18 protein-coding genes are annotated in these 24803 nt (G+C 72.0%); 2 read left to right on the top strand and 16 right to left on the bottom strand.

The genetic code is table 11. The annotated features are described in order from the left end of the window. Positions 1–34 precede the first annotated feature (34 nt). From serA to IO36_RS23340, 6 genes are all read right to left on the bottom strand, one after another. On the bottom strand, positions 35–1624 hold the full coding sequence (gene serA, locus IO36_RS23365; RefSeq protein ID WP_037622655.1) for a phosphoglycerate dehydrogenase: 1590 nt from the start codon (positions 1622–1624) through the stop codon (positions 35–37). A 308-nt stretch (positions 1625–1932) separates the two neighbouring features. Next, positions 1933–2934, bottom strand: coding sequence for a ketol-acid reductoisomerase (gene ilvC, locus IO36_RS23360; protein ID WP_037622653.1), 1002 nt, complete (start codon positions 2932–2934; stop codon positions 1933–1935). Positions 2935–3070: 136 nt separating this feature from the next. Then, positions 3071–3598, bottom strand: coding sequence for an acetolactate synthase small subunit (ilvN, locus tag IO36_RS23355; RefSeq protein WP_037622651.1), 528 nt, complete (start codon positions 3596–3598; stop codon positions 3071–3073). Positions 3599–3618: 20 nt separating this feature from the next. Further along, a complete protein-coding gene (locus IO36_RS23350; protein ID WP_037622649.1) occupies positions 3619–5475 on the bottom strand; it encodes an acetolactate synthase large subunit in 1857 nt (618 codons plus the stop codon). Positions 5476–5702: 227 nt separating this feature from the next. After that, positions 5703–8876, bottom strand: coding sequence for a putative bifunctional diguanylate cyclase/phosphodiesterase (locus IO36_RS23345; RefSeq protein WP_051900849.1), 3174 nt, complete (start codon positions 8874–8876; stop codon positions 5703–5705). Between the two features lie 392 nt (positions 8877–9268). Then, positions 9269–10210: a 2-hydroxyacid dehydrogenase gene (locus IO36_RS23340; protein WP_037622646.1), complete on the bottom strand. Its 942-nt coding sequence runs from the start codon at positions 10208–10210 to the stop codon at positions 9269–9271. Positions 10211–10285: 75 nt separating this feature from the next. On the opposite strand from IO36_RS23340, the gene IO36_RS23335 reads away from it, so the two are divergent. Together IO36_RS23335 and IO36_RS23330 are read left to right on the top strand one after the other, a co-directional pair. After that, complete coding sequence (locus tag IO36_RS23335) at positions 10286–11293, top strand: aldo/keto reductase (RefSeq protein WP_037622644.1); 1008 nt, start codon at positions 10286–10288, stop codon at positions 11291–11293. A 126-nt stretch (positions 11294–11419) separates the two neighbouring features. After that, positions 11420–12592 carry a PQQ-dependent sugar dehydrogenase gene (locus IO36_RS23330; RefSeq protein WP_037622737.1) on the top strand — a complete coding sequence of 391 codons (1173 nt, stop codon included), beginning with the start codon at positions 11420–11422 and terminating at the stop codon, positions 12590–12592. A 79-nt stretch (positions 12593–12671) separates the two neighbouring features. Here the strand turns inward: IO36_RS23330 and IO36_RS23325 are convergent, their stop codons facing one another. From IO36_RS23325 to gatC, 10 genes are all read right to left on the bottom strand, one after another. Then, complete coding sequence (locus IO36_RS23325) at positions 12672–15809, bottom strand: helix-turn-helix transcriptional regulator (protein WP_051900848.1); 3138 nt, start codon at positions 15807–15809, stop codon at positions 12672–12674. Between the two features lie 632 nt (positions 15810–16441). Beyond that, a complete protein-coding gene (locus tag IO36_RS23315) occupies positions 16442–16639 on the bottom strand; it encodes a hypothetical protein (protein WP_037622642.1) in 198 nt (65 codons plus the stop codon). A 184-nt stretch (positions 16640–16823) separates the two neighbouring features. Next, positions 16824–17435, bottom strand: a complete 612-nt coding sequence (locus IO36_RS23310) for a hypothetical protein (RefSeq protein WP_037622640.1) — start codon at positions 17433–17435, stop codon at positions 16824–16826. A 35-nt stretch (positions 17436–17470) separates the two neighbouring features. Next, complete coding sequence (locus tag IO36_RS23305) at positions 17471–18046, bottom strand: GNAT family N-acetyltransferase (protein ID WP_037622636.1); 576 nt, start codon at positions 18044–18046, stop codon at positions 17471–17473. Between the two features lie 3 nt (positions 18047–18049). Further along, positions 18050–20347, bottom strand: a complete 2298-nt coding sequence (locus IO36_RS23300; RefSeq protein WP_037622633.1) for an MMPL family transporter — start codon at positions 20345–20347, stop codon at positions 18050–18052. Positions 20348–20529: 182 nt separating this feature from the next. Next, positions 20530–21054: a hypothetical protein gene (locus IO36_RS46075; protein WP_209441256.1), complete on the bottom strand. Its 525-nt coding sequence runs from the start codon at positions 21052–21054 to the stop codon at positions 20530–20532. A 99-nt stretch (positions 21055–21153) separates the two neighbouring features. Beyond that, on the bottom strand, positions 21154–22668 hold the full coding sequence (gene gatB, locus IO36_RS23290) for an Asp-tRNA(Asn)/Glu-tRNA(Gln) amidotransferase subunit GatB (protein WP_037622630.1): 1515 nt from the start codon (positions 22666–22668) through the stop codon (positions 21154–21156). A 16-nt stretch (positions 22669–22684) separates the two neighbouring features. Further along, positions 22685–22915, bottom strand: coding sequence for a hypothetical protein (locus tag IO36_RS23285; RefSeq protein WP_037622628.1), 231 nt, complete (start codon positions 22913–22915; stop codon positions 22685–22687). Positions 22916–22923: 8 nt separating this feature from the next. Then, positions 22924–24429, bottom strand: coding sequence for an Asp-tRNA(Asn)/Glu-tRNA(Gln) amidotransferase subunit GatA (gene gatA, locus IO36_RS23280; RefSeq protein ID WP_037622625.1), 1506 nt, complete (start codon positions 24427–24429; stop codon positions 22924–22926). Between the two features lie 5 nt (positions 24430–24434). Continuing rightward, positions 24435–24731 carry an Asp-tRNA(Asn)/Glu-tRNA(Gln) amidotransferase subunit GatC gene (gene gatC, locus IO36_RS23275; protein ID WP_037622623.1) on the bottom strand — a complete coding sequence of 99 codons (297 nt, stop codon included), beginning with the start codon at positions 24729–24731 and terminating at the stop codon, positions 24435–24437. Positions 24732–24803 lie beyond the last annotated feature (72 nt).

The raw sequence follows: 24803 nt of genomic DNA, 5'->3' as shown, positions 1-24803 counted from the left end.
CGGCCGTCGCGGGGGAAGCCGTCGCCCGACGGCCTCAGACGAGGTTGACCGACCGCGCCGAGGTCGCGCCGATCTCGGCGGACAGCTCGGTGAGGACACCGGCCGGCACCGTGTCGTCGACCGTGAGGACCGCGAGGGCCTCGCCACCGACGTTCGCGCGGGCGACCTGCATGCCGGCGATGTTGATGCCGGACTCGCCGAGGATGCGGCCGACGGTGCCGACGACACCGGGACGGTCCTCGTAGCGCAGGACGAGCATGTGGTCGGCGAGCGCCAGGTCCACGTCGTACTCGCCGACGGCGACGATCTTCTGCAGGTGCTTCGGACCGGCCAGCGTGCCGGAGACCGCGACCTCCTGGCCGTCGCCGAGCGTGCCGCGCACGGTGACCACGTTGCGGTGGTCGGGGGACTCCGAGCTCGTGGTCAGCCGGACCTCGACGCCGCGCTCCTGCGCGAACAGGGGGGCGTTGACGTACGACACGGTCTCGTCGACGACGTCCTCGAACACGCCCTTGAGCGCGGAGAGTTCGAGCACCTTCACGTCGTGCTGGGTGATCTCGCCGTACACCTCGACGTCGAGGCGGAGCGCGACCTCGCCCGCGAGGGCGGTGAAGATGCGGCCGAGCTTCTCGGCGAGCGGCAGACCCGGCTTGACGTCCTCGGCGATCACGCCGCCCTGGACGTTGACCGCGTCCGGCACGAGCTCACCGGCGAGGGCGAGACGCACCGAGCGGGCGACGGAGATGCCGGCCTTCTCCTGGGCCTCGTCCGTGGAGGCGCCCAGGTGCGGGGTGCAGACGACCTCGTCGAGCTCGAACAGCGGGGAGTCCGTGCAGGGCTCCTTCGCGTACACGTCGAGGCCGGCGCCGGCGACGCGGCCCTCCTTGAGCGCCGAGTACAGCGCCGCCTCGTCGACGATCCCGCCGCGCGCGGCGTTGACGATGCGCACCGTCGGCTTGACCTTGTGCAGGGCCTCGTCGCCGATGAGACCGAGGGTCTCGGGGGTCTTCGGGAGGTGCACGGTGATGAAGTCCGAGACCTCGAGCAGCTCGTCGAGGGTCAGGACCTTCACGCCCATCTGCGCGGCCCGCGCGGGCTGGACGTAGGGGTCGTAGGCGACGACCTTCATGCCGAACGCCGACATGCGCTGCGCGACGAGCGCGCCGATGCGGCCGAGGCCGACGACACCGAGGGTCTTCTCGGCGAGCTCCACACCGGTGTACTTGCTGCGCTTCCACTCGCCGTTCTTCAGCGCCGTGTTGGCCTGCGGGATGTGGCGCGCGGTGGCGAGGAGGAGACCGCAGGCCAGCTCGGCGGCGGTCACGATGTTGGAGGTGGGGGCGTTGACGACCATCACGCCGGCCTTGGTGGCGGCGGAGACGTCTACGTTGTCCAGGCCGACGCCGGCTCGTGCGACGACCTTCAGCTTCCTGGCGGCGGCGACGGCCTCGGCGTCGACCTTGGTGGCCGAGCGGATGAGGATGGCGTCGACGTCGGCGATGGCGGGCAGCAGCTCGGCACGGTCCGCGCCGTTGCAGTGCCGGATCTCGAAGTCCGGGCCCAGGGCGTCTACGGTCGCGGGCGACAGCTCTTCAGCGATGAGTACGACAGGTTTCGAGCTCACGTGAGTCCTCACAAGTCCAATGCGGACGGCCGTCCCGACGGCCGCAGGCGGTGGAGGGTTTTAGCGGCCCCGGAATGTACCTGCACTTCTTGGGGGGCTGCTCGAGCCGCGTGGAAGACGCACGACGCTGTGGGCCTGACGCGTTGGTGATGTGGAGCAGTGTAGTGGCGCCGGACAGGTCGTCCTGCGCCTCTGCGGAAGGATCACCCTTCCGTGGCTGGACGGGATGTCCAACACCGTGTCCACGGGCGTTACCCGGGGTTCGACGAAGGGGCCGGAGCATGCAGCCCCGGCCCCCGTCGCAGGGCTTACGCCTCGTCGTCGTTGACCCACGACATGAGCTTGCGCAGCTCCTTGCCGGTGGTCTCCAGGAGGTGGTTCTCGTCCTGGGTCTTGTACTCGTTGTACTTCTTCAGGCCCGAGTGGTACTCGTCCATCCAGTTGCGGGCGAAGGTGCCGTCCTGGATCTCGGCGAGGACCTTCTTCATCTCGGCCTTGGTGGCGTCCGTGATGATGCGGGGGCCGGTGACGTAGTCGCCCCACTCGGCGGTCTCGGAGACGGACCAGCGCATCTTCTCCAGGCCGCCCTCGTACATGAGGTCGACGATGAGCTTCAGCTCGTGCAGGCACTCGAAGTACGCGATCTCGGGCTGGTAGCCGGCCTCGGTCAGCGTCTCGAAGCCGGCCTTGACCAGGGCGGCGGTGCCACCGCAGAGGACGGCCTGCTCACCGAACAGGTCGGTCTCGGTCTCCTCGGTGAAGGTCGTCTTGATGACGCCGGCGCGGGTGCCGCCGATGCCCTTGGCGTACGACAGGGCAAGCGCGAAGGCGTTGCCGGTCGCGTCCTGCTCGACGGCCGCGATGCAGGGGACGCCGCGGCCCTCTTCGTACTGGCGGCGCACGAGGTGGCCGGGGCCCTTGGGCGCGACCATGCAGACGTCGATGCCGGCCGGGGGCTTGATGAAGCCGAAGCGGATGTTCAGGCCGTGGCCGAAGAACAGCGCGTCGCCGTCGCTCAGGTTGTCCTTGATGGACTCCTCGTAGACCTGGGCCTGGATCGGGTCCGGGACGAGGATCATGATGACGTCGGCCTCGGCCGCGGCCTCGGCCGGGGTCACCACGCGCAGGCCCTGCTCCTCGGCCTTCGCCTTGGACTTGGAGCCCTCGTGCAGACCGACGCGGACGTCGACACCCGAGTCGCGCAGGGACAGCGCGTGGGCGTGGCCCTGGCTGCCGTAGCCGATGACCGCGACCTTGCGGCCCTGGATGATGGACAGGTCGGCGTCGTCGTCGTAGAACAGCTCGGCCACTGGGGTTCTCCTTGTTTTCCGGTATTTCCGGTGTTGCGTCCCACCGTACGGCGGGCGGGGGAAGTGAAGTTCTCGGGTCTCGGTATACGGGCGGGTCGGGGTGGGCGGCCCGCCCGTGCACCGGTGTACTGCCGTCTCAGGCCGAACGGTCCAGCGCGCGCAGCGACCGGTCGGTGATCGAACGCGCCCCGCGCCCGATCGCGATCGTGCCGGACTGGACGAGCTCCTTGATGCCGAACGGCTCCAGCATCTTGAGCATGGCCTCCAGCTTGTCGGCGCCGCCGGTGGCCTCGATCGTGACGGCCTCCGGGGAGACGTCGACGGTCTTCGCACGGAACAGCTGCACGATCTCGACGATCTGGGAGCGCGTCTCGTTGTCGGCGCGCACCTTCACCAGAACGAGTTCCCGCTGAACGGCCGAACCGGGTTCCAGCTCGACGATCTTCAGGACGTTGACGAGCTTGTTGAGCTGCTTGGTGACCTGTTCGAGCGGGAGTTCCTCGATCACGTTCACCACGATGGTGATGCGGGAGATCTCGGGGTGCTCGGTGACACCGACGGCGAGGGAGTCGATGTTGAAGCCGCGCCGGGAGAACAGGGCGGTGATCCGGGCGAGGACACCGGGCTTGTTCTCGACGAGGACGGAGAGGGTGTGCTTGCTCATGGGTCTGACTCGGCTCTCTCTCAGTCGTCTTCGTTGTCGCCGAAGTCGGGGCGGACGTCCCGGGCGAACATGACCTCGTCGTTGGAGGTGCCGGCGGCGACCATCGGCCACACCATCGCGTCCTCGTGGACGATGAAGTCGACCACGACCGGGCGGTCGTTGATCGCGTTCGCCTCCTCGATCACCTTGTCGAGGTCGTCCGGGGACTCGCAGCGGATGGCGTGGCAGCCCATCGCCTCCGACAGCTTGACGAAGTCGGGGACGCGGGTGCCGGCGCTCGGCTGCTTGCCGTCCGCGTCCGGGCCGCTGTGCAGCACGGTGTTGGAGTAGCGCTGGTTGTAGAAGAGGGTCTGCCACTGGCGGACCATCCCGAGGGCGCCGTTGTTGATGATGGCGACCTTGATCGGGATGTTGTTCAGGGCGCAGGTGGTGAGTTCCTGGTTGGTCATCTGGAAGCAGCCGTCGCCGTCGACCGCCCAGACCGTGCGGTCCGGCTGTCCGGCCTTGGCGCCCATCGCGGCGGGGACCGCGTAGCCCATCGTTCCGGCGCCGCCGGAGTTCAGCCAGGTGGAGGGCTTCTCGTACTGGATGTAGTGCGCGGCCCACATCTGGTGCTGGCCGACGCCGGCCGCGAAGATCGTGCCCTCCGGGGCCAGCTGGCCGATGCGCTCGATGACCTGCTGCGGGGACAGCTGGCCGTTGTCGGGCTGCTCGTAGCCGAGCGGGTAGGTCTCGCGCCAGCGGTTGAGGTCGCTCCACCAGGCGGTGTAGTCGCCGGCGTTGCCCTCGCTGTGCTCCTTCTGGACCGCCTGGACCAGGTCGGCGATGACCTCGCGGGCGTCTCCGACGATCGGGACGTCGGCGGCGCGGTTCTTGCCGATCTCGGCCGGGTCGATGTCGGCGTGGACGATCTTGGCGAACGGGGCGAAGCTGTCCAGCTTGCCGGTGACGCGGTCGTCGAAGCGGGCTCCGAGGGCGACGATCAGGTCGGCCTTCTGCAGCGCGGTGACGGCGGTGACCGAACCGTGCATGCCCGGCATTCCCACGTGCAGCGGGTGGCTGTCGGGGAAGGCGCCGAGCGCCATCAGGGTGGTGGTGACGGGCGCTCCGGTGAGTTCCGCGAGGACCTTCAGCTCGGCGGTGGCGCGGGCCTTGATGACGCCGCCGCCGACGTACAGCACGGGCCGCTTGGCCTGGCTGAGCAGCTTGGCGGCCTCGCGGATCTGCTTGGCGTGCGGCTTGGTCACCGGACGGTAGCCGGGCAGGTCCTGGACGGGCGGCCACTGGAAGGTGGTCCGGGCCTGGAGGGCGTCCTTGGCGATGTCGACGAGGACCGGGCCGGGCCGGCCGGTGGAGGCGATGTGGAAGGCCTCCGCGATCGTCCGCGGGATGTCCTCGGCCCGGGTGACCAGGAAGTTGTGCTTGGTGACGGGCATCGTGATGCCGACGATGTCCGCCTCCTGGAAGGCGTCCGTGCCGATCGCCTTGGACGCGACCTGGCCGGTGATCGCCACGAGCGGCACCGAGTCCATGTGGGCGTCGGCGATCGGGGTGACCAGGTTGGTCGCACCGGGGCCGCTGGTCGCCATGCAGACACCGACCTTGCCGGTGGCCTGGGCGTAGCCGGTGGCCGCGTGGCCGGCTCCCTGCTCGTGGCGCACGAGCACGTGGCGCACCCGGGTGGAGTCCATCAGCGGGTCGTAGGCCGGAAGGATCGCACCGCCGGGAATGCCGAATACGGTCTCGGCCCCGACCTCCTCGAGCGAGCGGATGAGGGACTGCGCACCCGTGACGTGCTCGGGGGCGGACTGCTGTCCTCCGGAACGGGGCCGCGGCTGCGGATGGTGGGCCCCGGTGGCCTGCTCGGTCATCGGCATTCTCTTCTCGATGCTGAGGGTTTTTGCGACTTTTGTGCGGTGTACGACTGGTGCCTGTGCAACAAAAAACCCCTCGTGCCGTGAGGCAAGCGAGGGGAGCGCGCCGGGTGCGGTCGCTGGGTGTTCCGGACCTTTCCGGTGATCACCTAGCTTCAGCCGACGCGCTTTCCAAGTACGAGAATTCGGGTGCGCATGGCATTGACCCTCCCCCCGGCACGCACCGACTGTCAAGTGGGTGGGACGGGAGTCTCATTATGTGAGCGGAGGGCTGTTCCGCCGCTCAGTACGACAGGCACTCCTCCCGTATACACCCCCGCGCCGCCACCACCGGCGAACACCGGCTCGGCGGGTCCGCTCGGCACCGGAAAGTGGCCGGAAGACAGTGCTCTGCGCAGCCGGTACTCGTCCAGCGGCCCGGAGAACGCCATGCCCTGCCCATGGGTGCAGCCCATCGCGCGCAGGGCGACGACCTGCTCGGGAAGATCCACCCCGTCGGCCACGGACTGCATCCCCAGATCGGCGGCGATCCGCAGCAGCCCGCTGGTGATCTTGTGCAGCCTGGCGGACTCGACGACCCCCTCGACCAGGCTCCGGTCGATGCGCAGTACGTCGACCGGGAGCCGCCGAAGCGCCGTGATCGCCGCGTAGCCGCTGCCGAAGCCGTCCAGGGCGATCCGTACCCCGAGACGCCGAAGCGCGTTCAGACGGCGCTCCAGCTCGTCCAGGGGGACCCTCGGGTCGGTGTCGGACAGCTCGATGATCAGGCCGCCCGAGGCGAGCCCGTGCCGGGTCAGCAGGGACTCGACGGAGCCCAGCGGCATCGAGCGGTCCACCAGACGCCGGGCCGTCATCCGGACCGTGACCGGCACCGCGACACCCGCGGCGGTGCGTTCGGCGGCCTGCCCGACGGCCTCGTCGAGCATCCAGCGGCCGAGTTCGGCGGTCCGCTCGCCGTCCTCGGCGACCCGCAGGAACTCGGCGGGCGTGAAGAGCACCCCCTGGGAGGAACGCCAGCGCGCCTGTGCGGTGACCGAGGCGATCCGGCCGTTCTCCAGCGAGACCACCGGCTGGTGCAGCAGGGCGAACTCGCCGTCCTGGAGCGCGGAGCGCAGCCGGGTCGCCAGTTCCGCCCTGCGGACGACGTCCTGCTGCATCTGGGGGGCGTACAGCTCGACGCGGCCCTTGCCGGCGGCCTTGGCGCGGTACATGGCGAGGTCGGCGTTGCGCAGCAGTTCACCGGCGCCGAGGCCCGGTTCGGCGAAGCCGACGCCGATGGACGCGGCGACCCGGACATCGTTGCCGTCGATGCAGTACGGCTGCGAGAGCCGGATCCGCAGCCGGTCGGCGAGCTCCAGGATCTGCTGCTCGCGGGCGGTGCGGTCGCGGCCGCCGTCGCCGACGATCAGGGCCGCGAACTCGTCCCCGCCGAGCCGGGCTGCGGTGTCGCCGTGCCGGACGGAGTCCTGGAGCCGGCGTGCGGCCTGGACGAGCAGTTCGTCCCCGGCCTGGTGTCCGATGGTGTCGTTGACGGCCTTGAAGCCGTCGAGGTCGATGAACAGGACGGCGGTGCCGCGGTCGGTGGAGCGGCGCCCGGACAGGGCCTGCTGGACGCGCCGGGTGAACAGCGCGCGGTTGGGCAGGTCGGTCAGCGGGTCGTGCTCGGCGTTGTGCTGCAACTGCGCCTGGAGCCGCACGCGCTCGGTGACGTCACGGCTGTTGAAGATGAGGCCGCCGTGGTGCCGGTTGACGGTGGACTCCACGTTGAGCCAGCCGCCGTCGCCGGAGCGGAACCGGCACTCGATCCGCGTGGTGGGCTCCTCGGCGTGGCTGGCCGCGAGGAAGCGGCGCACCTCGTGGACCACGCAGCCGAGGTCCTCGGGATGGATGAGCGAGGCGAGCTCGGAGCCGACGAGTTCCTCGGCGTCACGGCCGTAGACCCCGGCGGCGGCCGGGCTGACGTATCTCAGGATGCCGTTCGGAGCGGCGATCATGATGACGTCGCTGGAGCCCTGCACCAGGGAGCGGAAGTGGTTCTCCTTCTGGGCCAGTTCCTGGGCGAGGGTGATGTTGTCGAGCAGCATGATGCCCTGGCGCACCACGAGCGCGAGGACGACGAGACCGGCGGTGACCAGCACCACGCGGTCCACCCTGCGGCCGTTCAGGATGTTGTAGAGGATCCCCAGCGTGCAGACGGCGGCGGCCAGATAGGGGGTCAGGGCGGCGAGTGAGCCGGTGATCGGGCGCGGCGCCGCGTACCGGCCGGGTCCGGGGACCTGTCCGGCGGCCTCGGAGCCGGCGGGCGCGGGTTCGCCGTGGCTCCGCCCGTGCGGGCGCTCCGGCTCCCGGTGCGGGTCCTCGTGGGAACCGGGACCCTCCGCCGGGGCTCCCGGTCCGTACGGCGGGCGGACCTCCCGGAGTCCGCTCGCCGCGTGGCTCCCCGGCGGTCCGTGCTGCCCTTCCCTGCGCTGTCCCGGGATGCCCTCGTGCACCACGCGCGCGTGTTCCTCCGAGCCCTGCTCGTCCGGTCCGCGCGAGTCGGGCCCGCGCAGGTCCGGGCCGTAGGCGTCGAGGTCGTGCTCGTCGGCGTGCTCCTCGGGCTCGTTCCCGTGCCGGGTGACGACCCAGGGCGCGTACGCGAGGAGCAGCGAGCCGGCGAACCAGCCCGCGTCGAGGAGCTGGCCCGAGTGGTAGCTGTTGTGCAGGAGGGGCGAGGTGAACAGCGCGTCGCACATCACGGTCAGGGCCAGCGCCCCGATCGCGGTGTTCACCGCCGACCGGTTCACCGACGAGCGCCGGAAGTGCAGGGCGAGCACCATGCTGACCAGGGCGATGTCCAGCAGCGGGTACGCGAGCGACAGCGCGGTGTGGGCGACGCTCGGTCCGTCGAACTTTGCCGCCTGGGCGAGCGCCAGACTCCAGGACAGGGTGAGCAGTGATCCGCCGATCAGCCAGGCGTCCAGCGCGAGGCACACCCAGCCCGCCTTGGTGACGGGCCGTTTGGCGAGCACCAGCAGGCCCACGATGGCGGGCGGCGCGAAGCAGAGGAAGAACAGGTCGGCGTAACTCGGCGTCGGCACGGGCTGGTCGAGGACGACCTCGTACCACCCCCAGACCAGGTTGCCGAGCGAGGCCATCGCCGAGGAGAGGGAGAACAGCAGCCAGGCGGGGCGGAAGCCGCTGCGGCGGCTACGGGCGTAGAGGAAGCAGGAGACCGCCGCCGTGCCCGCGGCCACGCTCAGCCCGAAGTCGCCCATGACCAGCGCGAGTCGCGTGGAACCCCAGCCCAGCGCGGAGCCGACGGCATAGGCCGCGCACACCAGGGCCAGCGCGAGTTGCGAGAACAGGCCCGTCCCTCCGTCGAACACCGTCCGACGGATCAGCAGCGCTCCGGGGGAGCTCACCGGGCCCACCCTGTCCGTGCCCCGGCGTCGCGCCGGTCCCGGGGAGCCGGGTGTCCGGGCCGTCGGCGGGCCTGGTGCCTGCGGTGGTGGTGATGGGCGCCCTGACCGTGGCCGTGCGTGGTCGCGCGCCAGGGTCGTCGGCGGCGGCCCCGCCGCGTCGGATCGTTGGTCCATAGGCCGTGCATCGCCCGTCGCCCCCCTCGCAGTCTCACAGTCCGTCCCCGGCGCCGAACGGTGCGCGGCGCAGCCCCTGTCGGGACGATACACCAGTCTCGTCACTCAGGGACATAGTTCCTCTACGCTCCGTGACGACCAGGGACTATGCCGCGACTGCCCGCATCCGGGGGACTGCGGAGGGTGCCCGAGGCGGGCAGCGAGCGACGGGCGGTTGCTCAGGTGCCGGTGGTAAGGACCACGTTGCGCAGCGGCTCCCGGTTCACGAAGCGGGTCAGCTGGTCCGCGAGCAGCCGCTTGGCGCGCGGCCAGAACGCCGAGGTCGGACCCCCGACATGGGGGCTGACCAGCAGACCGGGCGCGTTCCACAACGGGTGGCCCGGGGGCAGCGGTTCGGGGTCGGTGACGTCGAGGGCCGCGGTGAGGCGCCCGCCGTTCAGCTCGGCGAGCAGCGCGTCCGTGTCGACGACGGGGCCGCGGGCCACGTTCACCAGAAGCGCGCCGTCCTTCATCCGGGACAGGAACCCGGCGTCCACCAGCCCGCGGGTGCCCTCCGTGAGCGGTACGGACAGGATGACCACGTCGAACTCGGGCAACAGGGACGGCAGTTCGGACAGGGGGCGCACGGGACCGCGCTCCGTGGCACGGGAGGAGCGCCCGACGCGCGCGACCCGCGCGAGCTCGAACGGCGTGAGCCTGTCCTCGATGGCGGACCCGATCGACCCGTACCCCACGATGAGAACGGACTTGTCGGCCAGCGAGGGCCGGAAACCCGAGCGCCACTCCTGCTTGTCCTGGCCCCGCACGAAGTCGGGGATCCCGCGCAGCGAGGCGAGGACCAGGGCGAGGGTGAGCTCCGCGGTGCTCGCCTCGTGCACCCCGCGGGCGTTGCACAACAGCACGCCGGACGGAAGGGACTTGAGGCCCGGCAGCACGTGGTCGACACCGGCGGAGAGCGTCTGCACGGCGCGGACCGACGTCATTTCGGCCATCGGGCGCCGCGAGACCTCGGACGGCTTCATGTAGGGCACGACGTAGAACGCGCAGTCGGCGGGATCCGCGGGGAACTCCCGGCCGCCGTCCCAGAAGCGGTAGCCGGGTCCTTCGGGGAGTCCGTCGATCTCGTCCGCGCGGAAGGGGAGCCAGACATCAAAGGTCATGGTCAGGAGGTTATGCCAGGCGCCCATGCGCGCAGAGGTTAGGTTGGGGGCCAGCAGAAGGAGGATCACGGCCAGGTGGAGCGCAGAACGATCGGGGCCGCGGCGCTCGAAGTGGGGGCGGTCGGACTCGGATGCATGCCGATGAGCTGGGCTTACACCGGGTCACAACAGCGCGGCGAGGAGTCGCTGCGCGCGGTGAACGCGGCACTTGACCGGGGATCGACGCTGCTCGACACGGCCGACATGTACGGGCCCTTCACCAATGAGCTGCTCCTCGGCCGCGTACTGAAGGAACGGCGCTCCGAGGCCTTCGTGTCGACCAAGGTCGGCCTGCTGGTGGGTGATCAGCACCTGGTGGCCAACGGCCGCCCCGGCTATGTGAGACGGGCGTGCGACGCGTCGCTGCGCCGGCTCCAGACGGACGTGATCGACCTCTACCAACTGCACCGCGCCGACCCGGAAGTGCCGGTCGAGGAGACGTGGGGCGCGATGGCCGAGCTCGTCGCGGCCGGAAAGGTCCGCTCGCTGGGGCTGTGCGCGGTGGGCGCCGGGTCCGGCCGCCGGGCGGGGGCGCGGGTGCACGACGGAACGATCCGGCTGCTGGAGCGGGTGCAGCAGGTCTTCCCGGTGAGCGCCGTACAGGCCGAGCTGTCGGTGTGGTCGACCGAGGCGCTGGACGCGCTGCTGCCGTGGTGCGCGGCGCGCGGTGTCGGGTTCCTCGCCGCGATGCCGCTCGGCAACGGCTTCCTGACCGGCACGCTGACGCCGGGCGAGGGCTTCGAGCCCGACGACCCGCGGGCCCGCCATCCCCGGTTCACCGCCGAGATGATGGCCGCGAACCAGCCCATCGTCGTCGGGCTGCGGCGCGTCGCGCGACGGCACGACGGCGGGGCGCTGCCCGTCACCCCGGCGCAGGTGGCGCTGGCCTGGGTCCTGGCGCAGGGGCCGCACGTCGTCCCGGTGCCGGGGGCCAAGCGGGAGCGCTGGGCCGTCGAGAACGCGGGGGCGGCCGGGCTGCGGCTGACGGCCGGGGATCTCGCCGAGGTGGCGGGGCTGCCCGGGGCGCTGGGATCCTGGGACTGAGGACGCCGCGCCCCCGGGTCCGGCCGGCGTTCCGTCCGGCCCGGCGCGGTCCGTCCGCCCGGACCGGGAACCCGAGGAACGCGAGCGGTGTATGAACAGGAGGACCGCCGCGTCGAAGGGACACTGATGGTGCAAGTTCGAGCAGTGACAGTCGTGTTGGCCACGACCGCGCTTCTGGTGACGGCCGGCTGCTCCTCCGGCGGCGGTCCGGGGCCGACGGGTGCCGGCGCATCCTCCGGCAGCGGGAGCGGGACGGCGCAGGTGTCCTCCGCCCCGGGCGCCACCCCCGCGGCGACGCCGCCCGCGAAGGGGTCGGTGAAGGTCCTGCGCACGGTCACCGAGGACCTCGACACGCCGTGGGGCCTCGCGCCGCTGCCCGGCGGCGGGCTGCTGGTGTCCTCGCGGGACAAGGGGACGATCACCCGGATCGACGAGAAGACCGGCGCGAAGACGGTGCTGGGCGAGGTGCCCGGGGTGGCCCCGGCGGGCGAGGGCGGCCTCCTCGGGATCGCGCTGTCGCCGGACTACGCCTCCGACCACATGGTCTACGCCTATCTGACGACGGCGTCCGACAACCGCATCGTGCGCATGCTGTACGACGCGCGCAGGCCGGCCGGCGACCAGCTCGGGGCGCCGGACACGATCTTCAAGGGCATACCCAAGGGCGTGATCCACAACGGCGGCCGGATCGCCTTCGGACCGGACAGGATGCTGTACGCGGGCACCGGCGAGACGGGTGACCGGGGGCTCGCCCAGGACAGGAAGTCGCTCGGCGGGAAGATCCTGCGCATGACGCCGGAGGGCGAGCCCGCGCCGGGCAATCCGTTCCCGGACTCGGTCGTGTACTCGTACGGGCACCGCAACGTCCAGGGTCTGGCCTGGGACGACAAACAGCGGCTGTGGGCCTCGGAGTTCGGCCAGGACACCTGGGACGAGCTGAACCAGATCAAGCCGGGCGACAACTACGGCTGGCCCGTGGTCGAAGGCATCGGCCACGAGCCGAAGTACCACGACCCGGTCGTCCAGTGGCACACCGACGAGGCCTCCCCCAGCGGGATCGCCTACGCCGAGGGCTCCATCTGGATGGCGGCCCTCAGGGGGCAGCGGCTGTGGCGCATCCCGCTCGACGGCACCAAGGCGTCGGCGCCGCCCGAGGCGTTCCTGAAGGACAGGTACGGCCGGCTGCGTACGGTCGTCGCCGCGGGCGGCGACAAGCTCTGGCTGACCACGAGCGAGACCGACGGCCGCGGCACACCCGTGAAGGGCGACGACCGGCTGCTGGAGCTCGAGGTGAAGTAGCGGGTGCCCGGGGGTGCGGCCCCCGACGGCTCGTGCCCTCGCCGGCCGGTCCCCCGGGCCGCCGCGCCTCGGCACCGTCCTAGCCGGCCGCCCGGGCCACCGGGGAGTCCGGGGTGTCCGGGTCCGGCGCGTCCGGGGGGAAGAGCCGCAGCCGGTGGGCCAGGGCCGCCGCCTCCCCGCGGCCCGAGACGTCCAGCTTGGACAGGATGTTCGAGACGTGCACACTGGCCGTCTTCGGGGAGATGAAGAGTTCCTCGGCGATCCGGCGGTTGCTGTGCCCCGCGGCGACCAGGCGCAGCACGTCCCGCTCCCGGCTGGTGAGGCCGAACGCGGCGGCAGGGTCGTCGGGAGCGGTCCGGGGCCGTTCGGGGGCGTGCTCCAGGGTGAGGCGGGCCCGCTGGGCGAGCAGGGCGACGGCCTCGGCGAGCGGCCGGGCGCCCAGGTGCTCCGCGGCGGCGCCGGACAGCCGCAGGAGTTCCGCGGCACGGGTGCGCTCCTCGTCGGCCGCGCCCGTGAGTAGCAGGGACTCGGCGAGGCGGAGACGGACTCGGGCGAGGTCGTAGGGGCGCTCCAGGGGTTCGAGCGCCTCGACCACCTCAGACCACTCGTCCGGGGTGCCCGCCCCTTCGGCCCGACGGAGCTCGGCGCGCAGCCAGGCGGCGTGGGCGAGCCAGACCGGCGCTCCGGTGGCCAGGTTCCGCGCGGCGGCCCGGATGCGCTCCAGGGCCGCGGCGCGGCCGGGGCCGGCGACGGGCAGCCCGCGGGCGTCGGCCTCCGCGGTGACGGCGGCCAGCAGCAACGGCCAGGCGTAACGCTGGGTCCCGGGCGGGAAGCCCGTGGTCAGGGCCTCCTCCAGGGCCGTGCGGCCGTCGAGGAAGCGGCCCTCGCCCGCGGCGAGGGCGATGGTGACGCCCAGCAGCGGCAGGGTGTGCTGGGGCATCGGGTCGTGGGTGCCGAAGTGTGCGCGGGCGGCGGCCAGTTGGCGTCCCGCCTCGGCGAGGTCGCCGCGGGCCAGGGCCACCGGCACCAGCCGGGACGCCCCCACCCCGGAGGCCTTGCCGCCGAGTCCGACGGCCAGGGCGTTGTGCCCGGCCTCGGCGGCCTCGTCCCAGCGGCCGAGCGCGTACAGGGATTCGGAGAGGTTGCCCCAGACCCAGGCCTGGGTGTCCAGCAGGCCGTTCCGGCAGGCGAGTTCGACCCCGTCGCGCAGGATGGCGACGGCTTCGCGGGAGCGGCCGACCGACTCCAGGTGCGAGGGCAGGTTGATGTGGAGCCGGCCCACGACATACGCGGCGTCCTGGAGGTTCGCCCGTTCCCTGACCCGGTACATCTCGGCGAGCCCGGCCTCGACGTCCCCCGCGTCGACCATCAGGCCGCCGAGGGTGAGCCGGGCGTTGAGCTCGGTGTCCCGGGCGCCCACCATCTGCGCGTACTCCACGGCGCGTTCGGCCGCGGAGAGGGCACCGTGGCCCGGCTGGTGCACCATGCACCAGGCGGCCACCATGGACAGGACCTCGGCGTGCACCGGGGAGGGCGGCAGTCCGCGCACCAGGTCCTGGGCGGTGGCGAGCTCCTTCCAGCCGTCGCCGCGGACCAGTGCCTGCACCAGCCGGGAGCGCTGGATCCAGAACCAGGCGGCGCGCAGCGGGTCGCCCTCGTCCTCCAGCAGGTGCAGCGCCCGACGGGTCGTCTTCAGGGCGCGCTCGCGTTCCCCGCACAGCCGGCCGGCGACGGCGGCCTCGGCCATCAGGTCGAGATAGCCCAGGGGCGCGCCCGCCGGATCGGTTCCCGCGGATGTCCCGGGTCCGCCCTCGGGCGGCAGCGGGGGGTAGGCCTCAACGTAGCCGATGGGGCGCAGTTCGGCCCGTACGGAGTCGGGGACCGCCTCCCACAGTTCCATCGCCCGTTCCAGGAGCCGCAGTTGCTCGGCGTAGGCGTGCCGGCGGCGGGCCTCCACCGAGGCGTCGAGAACGGCGGGCAGGGCCTTGGCGGCGTCATGGGCGTGGTACCAGTAGCTGGCCAGGCGGGTGACGCGCTCGTCGGCCGGCACGAGCGCCGGGTCGGCGTCCAGGGCCTCGGCGTAGCGGCGGTTGAACCGGGAGCGCTCGCCGGGCAACAGGTCGTCGCTGACGGCCTCGCGGACCAGGGAGTGGCGGAAACGGTAGCCGTCGCCGCCGGGCGAGGCGGTCAGGATGTTGGCACCGACGCAGGCGCGCAGGGCCTCGATGAGGTAGTCCTCGGCGAGCCCCGCCACGGCCGCGAGCAGGGGGTACTCGACGGTGCTGCCGCCCTCGGCGACGATCCGGGCGACCCGCTGGGCGCTCTCGGGCAGCCCCTCGACCCGGACCAGGAGCAGGTCGCGCAGGGTGTCCGTGAGCCCCGTGCGGCAGCCCTCGCGGGCGGCCACGGCCAGTTCCTCGACGAAGAACGCGTTGCCGTCGGAGCGGGCGAAGATCTCGTCGGCCTGGGCGGTGTCGGGTTCCCGGGCGAGGATGCCGGCGATCTGGCGGCCGACCTCGGCCCGGTTGAAGCGGCCGAGCTCGATGCGGCGGACGGTGCGCAGCCGGTCGAGCTCGGCGAGCAGGGGGCGCAGCGGATGCCGGCGGTGGATGTCGTCGGCGCGGTAGGTGGCGATCACGACGAGACGGCCGGTCCGCAGGGTGCGGAAGAGGTAGGCGAGCAGATGGCGGGTGGAGGCGTCGGCCCAGTGCAGGTCCTCCAGGACGACGACGACCGTGCGGTGCGCGGCGACGCGTTCCAGGAGGCGGGCGGTGAGTTCGAAGAGGCGGGCCATGCCGTCCTCCTCGTACGGCCGTCCCGCGGGCGTCTGCGCGAGCTCGGGGAGCAGCCGGGCGAGTTCCTCCTCCTGCCCGGCGGCCGCGGCGGCGAGTTCGTCGGGCAGGGCGCGGCGCAGGGCGCGCAGGGCGGTGGAGAAGGGGGCGAAGGGGAGGCCGTCGGCGCCGATCTCGACACAGCCGCCGCAGGCGACGACGGCGCCCTCGCGGGCGGCGGCGGCCGAGAACTCCTCCAGGAAGCGGGTCTTGCCGACGCCGGCCTCGCCGCCGAGCAGGAAGGCCTGCGGCTCTCCCCCGGTGCCGGCCGCCCCGGAGGTGCCCCCGGCGGCGGCGCGGGCGAGCGCGTCGTTCAACATCCTCAGTTCGTCGGCGCGTCCGACGAACACCGGGCTGACGGACCTGGTCTCCACGGGCCCGAGCATGGCACAGGGGTCCGGCGGGACGGCAGCGCTTATCGGGACGGCGGCGGTCGGACGGGCGGTGGCGGCTACGGCTGGGTGGGAGGTGTCGGCTACGACCGGGCGGGAGGTGGCAGCCGGGCGGGAGGTGGCCGCCGGGTGCGCAGTGGAGGCGGCGGCCGGGCGGGTGGTGGAAGCGGCGGCGGTGGCCGGGACGGCTGCGGCTGAGGTTGCCGTTGCCGTTGCCGTTGCCGTTGCCGTTGCCGTTGCCGTTGCCGTTGCCGTTGCCGTTGCCGTTGCCGTTGCCGTTGCGGGGACGGTGGTGAGGGCCGGTGCGGCGGCAGTAGTGATCGGGACGGCGGGCGGTGCCCCGTCGGCGGGTCGGCCGGCCTTCGGCGGGAGGCGGTGGGCCGGGACGGCGGGCGGTGCCTCGTCGGGCCGGCCGGCCTTCGGCGGGAGGTGGTCGGCCGCGACGGCGGGCGGTGCTGCGTCAGCGGCCCGGCCGGCCTTCGACGAGAGGCGGTCGGGCGGGACGGGCGGTGCCCCGTCCGCGGGCCGGCCGGCCTCCGGCGGGAGACGGCCGGCCCCCGGTCCGCCGTCCCGCGCGTTTCGCGGACCGGCGGACGGCGGCCGGCCGTCCACGGGTGCCCCGGCGCTCATACGGCGCGGGCGAAGCGGTGCCGGCGGGGACGGTCGCTATGGGCCCGCTCGTCGGTGTCACCGTGGGCGGACCGGGCGCCGGCGGCGCGGCGGGCGGCCCGGCGGGTGCTCGTGGCCTCGCGGGCGAGCCGGTAGGCCTGGGCCTCGCGGATCAGGTCGGCGGACCGCAGACGGTGGAGCTCGTACTCGAACATCTTGTACCCCTTGGGAAGAGCCGGTTTCGATCTCGCCCGGTGGCGATGTCTCAACCTTCGTCTCCCAGGGGGGTCGGCCACATCGGGAGAGTTCCGCATCTTGGGAACGCGAAGGGCCTTAGGGCGGCTTACGGTTTCCCGTGCCGGCCCTAAGGCCCCTCAGAGATGTGCGGGTTTCCCCGGGTCAGCCGGTGGACGGCAGGCCGAGGATGACGTCGGAGTACTTGGCGACCGCGAGCACCAGCCCGACGACGCCGAGCGACACGCCGGCCCAGGCGACGGACTTGATCCAGGCCGCCTGCGGCCTGCCGGGCGCGCCGAAGGCGGGCCGCACCAGCACGAACACACCGACGATCAGCGCGGCCAGCGCGAACAGGCCGCCGATGAGCGCGGTGGTCGCCCAGGCGTCGCCGTAGACCTCCTTGACCTGCTTGGCGACGGTCGCGGTCGACGAGGTCTCCAGCTGGCCGACCAGGGTCTCGCGGGCGGCGGCCACGGTGCCGACCCAGCTGCCGGTCAGCGACACGACACCGAGTCCGGCGGAGACGACGGCCGCGGCACCCTGTCCGACGCCGGCGTCCGCTTCCCCGGCGGCGGCGTCGTCCGCGGGGTTCTCGTCCGTCTCGTCCTCGTCGGGGTCCGTGCCGTCCTCGTCCCGGTCCTGGGCGTCGGCCGCGGTCTCCTCGTCCGTACCGGCCCCGGCCGCGTCCGCCTTGGTGACGTCCACGGTCTGCTCGTCGCGCCGTGCCTCGGTCCCGGTCTCGGCCCCGGGCTCGTCAACTGTTGTGGTTCCCATGTGCGGCACGGTACGGATGCTCTCTGAGAGGTTCCTTAATGATCCTTGTGGGCGGTGTCCGCACGGGCGGCACGCCACTCGGGCGCCAGTACGGACCACACTTCCAGGTCGTGCCGGACCCCGTGGTGGAGGCGCTTCTGCCGGAGGACGCCGTCCCGGCTCATGCCGAGCCTGCGGGCCACGTTCAGGCTCGGGACGTTGCCCGCGGCGGCGACCCACTCGACGCGGTGGATCCCGCGCTCGCCGACCGCCCAGTCGATGAGGATCCGCATCGCGCGGGTGACCAGGCCGTGTCCGGAGGCGGCGGGTTCCAGCCAGCAGCCGACCTCGCAGGTGCCCTGGTCCGCGTCGAGCTTCATGCAGAGCACACCGCCGACGAGCTTCCCGTCCAGCCACAGGCCGTGCAGGGCCCCGGTGCCCTCGGTCCGCATGTCGGCCCACCGCCGGAGCTCGGTCCGTGCGGAGGCCACGTCCGTGGCCCCGGCGCCGAAGGGGATGAACCGCCCGATGAACTCACGCCCGCGGTCCAGGTGGGCGAGGAACTCCTCGTCGTGCCAGGTCTCCAGGGGCCGCAGTTCCGCTCCGTCGTCCCCGAGGCTCCTGGCGTACACCCGTCAGCGCTCCTTCGTCGTCACATCCGTCGGTCCGGCGTCCGCCACGTCGACGTCCCCGGCCTCGGCCGCGGCGCGGCCCAGTACCTCCGCCGCCTCGGCGTCCGTGGCCTCGGCCAGCCTCTCATGGGCGGCCCGGCACTCGGGCGGCTCGATGCTGATGCGGGGCAGCCGCTTGTCGAGCGCGCGGGGCAGCCACCAGTTGGCGTCGCCGAGCAGGTGCATGAGCGCGGGGACGAGGAGGGTGCGCAGGACGAAGGCGTCCAGGGCGACGGCGGAGGCCAGCGCGATGCCGAACATCGCGATCACGCGGTCGCCGCTGAGCACGAAGGCGAGGAAGACCGAGATCATGATGACCGCGGCGGAGTTGATCACCCGGCTGGTCTCGGCGAGGCCGACCCGGACGGCACGCCGGTTGTCACCGGTCTCGAGCCACTCCTCGTACATCCGGCTGACCAGGAAGACCTGGTAGTCCATGGAGAGCCCGAAGAGCACGGACACCATGATCACCGGGAGGAACGGCTCGATCGGGCCCGCGCGGCCGAGACCGAGCAACTCGCTCCCCCAGCCCCACTGGAAGATCGCGACGACGACGCCGAACGCCGCGGCGACGGCGGCGATGTTCATGGCCGCGGCCTTCAGGGGGATGCCGATCGAACGGAACGCGAGCAGCAGCAGGACGCAGCCGAGGCTGATCACCACGCCGACGAACAGCGGGAGCTTGCCGATGATGACGTCCGCGAAGTCGTCGTAGCTCGCGGTCACCCCGCCGACCTGGACGTCGAGGGAGGTGCCGGACTCGGCGCGCGGCAGGACGTCGTCGCGCAGCCGGTCGACGAGGTCGCTGGTCTTCTGGGACTGCGGAGCGGAGGCCGGGACGACGGTCAGGAAGGCGGTGTCGCCGGAGCTGTTGTAGGTCACCGGGGTGGCCGAGGCGACGCCCTCGGTGGCCCGCAGGGTGGCGTCCAGGTTGTCCAGGGCGAGCCGGTCCTCGGCGCCGCCGACCTTCGTGACGAGGGTCAGGGGCCCGTTCACACCGGGGCCGAAGCCCTCGGAGACCAGGTCGTACGCCTGCCGGGTCGTCGTCGTCTTCGGGTCGTTGCCCTGGTCGGACGTACCCAGGTGGAGGGAGAGCGTGGGCAGGGCGAGGACGGCCATCACGACGACGGCCACGACGCCGAGCAGCTTGGGGTGGCGCTCCACGAAGGCGGACCAGCGGGCGGCGAACCCGGTGGCCATCTCCGGCTCGGGCCCGTGCTCCTCCAGGCGCCGGCGCTCGCGGCGGCTGAGCGCGCGCGGCCCGATGAAGGACAGCAGCGCGGGCAGCAGGGTCACGGAGGCCGCGACGGTGAGGACGACGGTCAGGGACGCGGCGATCGCCACGCCGTTGAGGAAGCTGAGCCTGAGGATGAGCATGCCCAGCAGGGCGATGCAGACCGTGGCTCCGGCGAAGACGACCGCGCGTCCGGTGGTGGCGACGGCGTTCTGCGCCGCCTCGGCCACCGGCAGCCCGCGTTTGAGGCCGCGCCGGTGTCTGGTCACGATGAACAGCGCGTAGTCGATGCCGACGCCGAGGCCCACCAGCATGCCGAGCATGGGGGCGAAGTCGGCGACGGTCATGGCGTGCCCGAGGAGCACGATGCCGAAGTAGGCGGTGCCGACGCCGACCAGGGCGGTGGCGATGGGCAGCATCGAGGCGGCGAGGGAGCCGAAGGCGAGGAAGAGGACCACGGCGGCGACGGCCACGCCGACGATCTCGGCCATGTGCCCGCCGGAGGGCTTGGTGAGGGCGATGGCGGTGCCGCCCAGCTCGACGTCGAGCCCCTTGGACTCGGCGGCCTTCGCGGTGTCGACGACGGCCTGGACCTCGCCCTTGTCGAGGTTCTCGGCCCGGTCGGCGAAGGTGATCGTCGCGTACGCCGTCCGGCCGTCCCGGCTGATCTGTCCGGCCGCGTCGGTCCGGCCCGACCCCTGGTGGGTGTACGGGCTGTCGACGGAGGCCACTCCGGGGAGCTTCTCGATCTTGTCGAGGGCCTGGGTCATGCTCTGCTCGACGTCGGCCGAGCGCACGGTGCCCGGATCGGTGTGCCAGACGATCGTGTCGCTGTCACCGCCGAGGCCGGGGAAGCCCTTGTTCAGGAGCTGCGTCGCGTGGCCCGACTCCGTGCCGGGGACCTCGTAGTCGTTGGAGTAGGCGGAACCCGTCACGGCAGCGGCGGCGGTCACACCGCCGAAGGCCAGAAGCCACAGCAGAACGGCGACGAGGCGATGCTGGACGCACCACCGTGCAAGGGCTGCCACGAGCGAGCTCCCTGGGGGATTTGTGGATCTTTATCGGGAACTGCCCGCAAAGAACACATGACTAATGCGTCATCACTCTTGCAGCCGGAAATGATCCTTTGTCGCATTCGTGGGCTTACTCACAGGACTGCGACCGAGGTCACAGCAGGTTTCCGTGGTCCGCGTCACCCTGTCGGACCCGCTCAGTCCAGTTGGTCACCCACGGCCATGACCATCACCCCGACGATCATCAGCCACAGGGCCCGCCGGGTGCGGCCCTTGGCCCCGAGCGCCGACGCCCCGGCACACAGGAGGGCTCCCGCGGCGTAGGAGAGGGGTATGAGGGCGGTTCCGGAGACGGAGGTCCGCATCACCGACGCGGCGAGTCCGGCGACGGTCAGCAGGACGCCCGTCGCGACCGCGGTCCAGCGCGCCCGCCGCGCCTGCGGGTCGTACTCGTCGTATTCCGAGTCGTCATCGTGCGGGTCACCGCCGTCGGGGTCGTCACCGTCGGGGTCGTCACCGTCGGGGTCGTCACCGTCGGGGTCGTCACCGTCGGGGCGGGGGTCTTCGGGGGCGGGGCCCTCCGGGGCCCGGTCGCCGTCCCGGTCCTGCGTCTCCGGGGCCGCCGTCGGGGCCGGGACCTCCGGGGTCCGGACCCGGTCGTCGCGGGTCTCGCGGTCCTGCGTCGTGCGGTCGGGCGTCTCGGAGTCCGTACTTCCACTCATGGCGCGGGAGCGTAGCGCGTTGACCTGAGCACGCCGACACAGACCCCAGGGGGTGCGCCGGTGACGGCGCACCCCCTGGGATGTGGGAAAACCCGGATCTCAGCCCTCGGAGACGCCCAGCTTCTCCAGGATGAGCTCCTTGACGCGCGCGGCGTCGGCCTGGCCGCGGGTGGCCTTCATGACCGCGCCGACGAGCGCGCCCACGGCCTGGACCTTGCCGCCACGGATCTTGTCGGCGATGCCCGCGTTCCCGGCGATGGCCTCGTCGACGGCGGCGGTGAGCGCGCCCTCGTCCGAGACGACCTTCAGACCGCGCTTGTCGACGACCTCGTCCGGGGTGCCCTCGCCGGCGAGGACGCCCTCGATGACCTGACGGGCCAGCTTGTCGTTCAGGTCACCGGCGGCGACCAGCGCGGACACCCGGGCGACCTGTGCCGGGGTGATCGGCAGGTCCTCCAGGGCCGTGCCCGACTCGTTGGCGCTGCGGGCCAGCTCGCCCATCCACCACTTGCGGGCGGAGGTGGAGTCGGCACCGGCCTCGATCGTCGCGACGATCGAGTCGATGGCACCGGCGTTCAGCATCGACTGCATGTCGTGGGCGTTGACGTCCCACTCCTCGCGCAGCCGGTTGCGGCGGGCCAGCGGCTGCTCGGGCAGCCCGGCACGCAGCTCCTCGACCCACTCGCGGGAGGGGGCGACGGGGACGAGGTCGGGCTCCGGGAAGTACCGGTAGTCCTCCGCCTCCTCCTTCACGCGGCCCGAGGTCGTGGACCCGGTGTCCTCGTGGAAGTGGCGGGTCTCCTGGATGATCGTGCCGCCGGAGTTCAGCACCGCGGCGTGGCGCTGGATCTCGAAGCGGGCGGCCCGCTCTACGGAACGCAGGGAGTTGACGTTCTTCGTCTCGGAACGCGTGCCGAACTTCTCACGCCCGTGCGGGCGCAGGGAGAGGTTCACGTCGCAGCGCATCTGGCCCATCTCCATGCGGGCCTCCGACACGCCGAGCGCCCGGATGAGCTCGCGCAGCTCGGCGACGTACGCCTTGGCGACCTCGGGGGCCCGCTCGCCGGCGCCCTCGATCGGCTTGGTGACGATCTCGATGAGGGGGATGCCGGCGCGGTTGTAGTCCAGCAGGGAGTGCGAGGCGCCGTGGATGCGGCCGGTGGCACCGCCGACGTGCGTCGACTTTCCGGTGTCCTCCTCCATGTGGGCGCGCTCGATCTGCACGCGGAAGACCTCGCCGTCCTCCAGCTGGACGTCCAGATAGCCGTTGAAGGCGATCGGCTCGTCGTACTGGGAGGTCTGGAAGTTCTTCGGCATGTCCGGATAGAAGTAGTTCTTCCGGGCGAAGCGGCACCACTCGGCGATCTCGCAGTGCAGCGCGAGGCCGATCTTGATGGCGGACTCGACGCCGGTCGCGTTGACGACCGGCAGGGCGCCGGGCATGCCGAGGCAGGTCGGGCAGGTCTGCGAGTTGGGCTCGGCGCCCAGCTCGGTCGAACAGCCGCAGAACATCTTCGTCTTGGTGCCGAGTTCGACATGGACTTCGAGGCCCATGACGGGGTCGTACGACGCCAGCGCGTCCTCGTACGACACCAGGTCGGTCGTGGTGGTCACGGTGAAAACTTCCCTCTCAGCCCAGCAGGACGTCGTCGTCGCCCAGGCGCTTGAGCTCCCGGTAGAGGATGGCGAGGCCGGTGACGATGGCGGCGGCGGACACGGCCGCGTCGATGAGGCGCAGCGTGTCGTTCTCCTTGCGGGCCTTCTTGACCTGCTTCGCGACACCGATGGCACCGAACGCGGTGCCCGCCATGGACAGATACGTGCCGGACTTGGACTTCTTGAAGCCCTTGGCCTTGGACATTGCCTTGCTCACAGCGACGGAGCCTCCTCAAGCAGCGGGTGACCCCACTTTTCCACGAAGGCGGCCTCGACGGCGGCACCCACCTTGTACAGGCGGTCGTCCTTCAGCGCCGGAGCGATGATCTGCAGGCCGACCGGGAGGTTGTCCTCCGGGGCGAGACCGCAGGGCAGCGACATGGCGGCGTTGCCGGCGAGGTTGGTCGGGATGGTGCACAGGTCCGCGAGGTACATCGCCATCGGGTCGTCGGCGCGCTCGCCGATCGGGAAGGCGGTGGTGGGCGTGGTCGGCGAGACGATCACGTCGACCTGCTCGAACGCCTTCTCGAAGTCGCGCGTGATGAGCGTGCGGACCTTCTGGGCGCTGCCGTAGTACGCGTCGTAGTAGCCGGAGCTGAGCGCGTACGTGCCGAGCATGACGCGGCGCTTGACCTCGGGGCCGAAACCGGCCTCACGGGTGAGGGCGGTGACGTCCTCGGCGGAGCGCGTGCCGTCGTCGCCCGTGCGCAGGCCGTAGCGCAGGCCGTCGAAGCGGGCGAGGTTGCTCGAGCACTCGGACGGCGCGATCAGGTAGTACGCGGAGAGCGCCAGGTCGAAGGACGGGCAGTCCAGCTCGACGATCTCGGCGCCGAGCTCCTTGAGCATCGCGACGGACTCGTCGAAGCGCTGCACGACACCGGCCTGGTAGCCCTCGCCGCGGAACTGCTTGACGACACCGACGCGCATGCCGCTCACGCTGCCGTTGCGGGCGGCCTCGACGACCGGCGGGACCGGGGCGTCGATGGAGGTCGAGTCGAGCGGGTCGTGCCCGGCGATGACCTCGTGGAGCAGGGCCGCGTCGAGGACCGTACGGGCGCAGGGGCCGCCCTGGTCCAGGGAGCTGGAGAACGCGACCATGCCGAAGCGGGAGACCGCGCCGTACGTCGGCTTGACGCCGACCGTGCCGGTGACGGCGGCCGGCTGGCGGATCGAGCCGCCGGTGTCGGTGCCGATGGCGAGGGGCGCCTGGTACGAGGCGAGGGCCGCGGAGGAGCCGCCGCCGGAGCCGCCGGGGATCCGGGTGAGGTCCCAGGGGTTGCCGGTGGGGCCGTACGCGCTGTTCTCGGTGGAGGACCCCATGGCGAACTCGTCCATGTTGGTCTTGCCGAGGATGACGACGTCGGCGGCCTTGAGCCGCTTGGTGAGCGTCGCGTCGTACGGCGGGATCCAGCCCTCGAGGATCTTCGACCCGACGGTGGTCGGGATGCCCTCGGTGGTGAAGATGTCCTTGAGCGCGAGCGGCACGCCGGCGAGCGGGCCGAGCTTCTCGCCGGCCTCCCGCTTGGCGTCCACGGCGCGCGCCTGGGCGAGGGCGCCCTCGCGGTCGACGTGCAGGAAGGCGTGCACCTTCTCGTCGACGGCCTCGATCCGGGCGAGGTGCGCCTCGGTGACCTCGACGGCGGTCAGTTCGCCCGCGGCGATCCTGCCGGCGATCTCGGCCGCGGTGAGCTTGATGATGTTGACGTTGGTGTCCGTCATGGTGATTAGTCCTCCCCCAGGATCTGCGGCACCTTGAAACGCTGCTGCTCCTGGGCCGGGGCGCCGGAGAGCGCCTGCTCGGGGGTGAGCGACGGACGGACCTCGTCCACGCGCATGACGTTCGTCAGCGGCAGCGGATGAGAGGTCGGCGGTACGTCTTGGTCGGCGACCTCGCTGACGCGGGCGACCGCGCCGATGATGTCGTCCAGCTGGCCTGCGAAGTGGTCGAGCTCTTCGCCCTTCAGCTCCAGACGCGCCAGCCGTGCGAGGTGGGCGACCTCCTCGCGCGTGATGCCAGGCATGCAGCGATCCTCTGGGGGTGAGTGCGTGTGTTTTGGCCCAATCCTATGGGCCCCGCCCCCATGCCCGCGCCC

Origin of the sequence: Streptomyces aureus (assembly GCF_000725495.1) — a bacterium.
GTDB lineage: Bacteria > Actinomycetota > Actinomycetes > Streptomycetales > Streptomycetaceae > Streptomyces > Streptomyces aureus_B.
This window is presented reverse-complemented; position numbering and strand designations above follow the sequence as displayed.

Bases quoted from the DNA above. Each gene is read 5' to 3' on its own strand.
- ilvN (WP_037622651.1), bottom strand. From the start codon at position 3,598: ATGAGCAAGCACACCCTCTCCGTCCTCGTCGAGAACAAGCCCGGTGTC.
- IO36_RS23350 (WP_037622649.1), bottom strand. From the start codon at position 5,475: ATGCCGATGACCGAGCAGGCCACCGGGGCCCACCATCCGCAGCCGCGG.
- IO36_RS23340 (WP_037622646.1), bottom strand. From the start codon at position 10,210: ATGACCTTTGATGTCTGGCTCCCCTTCCGCGCGGACGAGATCGACGGA.
- IO36_RS23330 (WP_037622737.1), top strand. From the start codon at position 11,420: ATGGTGCAAGTTCGAGCAGTGACAGTCGTGTTGGCCACGACCGCGCTT.
- IO36_RS23325 (WP_051900848.1), bottom strand. From the start codon at position 15,809: ATGCTCGGGCCCGTGGAGACCAGGTCCGTCAGCCCGGTGTTCGTCGGA.
- IO36_RS23315 (WP_037622642.1), bottom strand. From the start codon at position 16,639: ATGTTCGAGTACGAGCTCCACCGTCTGCGGTCCGCCGACCTGATCCGC.
- IO36_RS23310 (WP_037622640.1), bottom strand. From the start codon at position 17,435: ATGGGAACCACAACAGTTGACGAGCCCGGGGCCGAGACCGGGACCGAG.
- IO36_RS46075 (WP_209441256.1), bottom strand. From the start codon at position 21,054: ATGAGTGGAAGTACGGACTCCGAGACGCCCGACCGCACGACGCAGGAC.
- IO36_RS23285 (WP_037622628.1), bottom strand. From the start codon at position 22,915: ATGTCCAAGGCCAAGGGCTTCAAGAAGTCCAAGTCCGGCACGTATCTG.
- gatA (WP_037622625.1), bottom strand. From the start codon at position 24,429: ATGACGGACACCAACGTCAACATCATCAAGCTCACCGCGGCCGAGATC.
- gatC (WP_037622623.1), bottom strand. From the start codon at position 24,731: ATGCCTGGCATCACGCGCGAGGAGGTCGCCCACCTCGCACGGCTGGCG.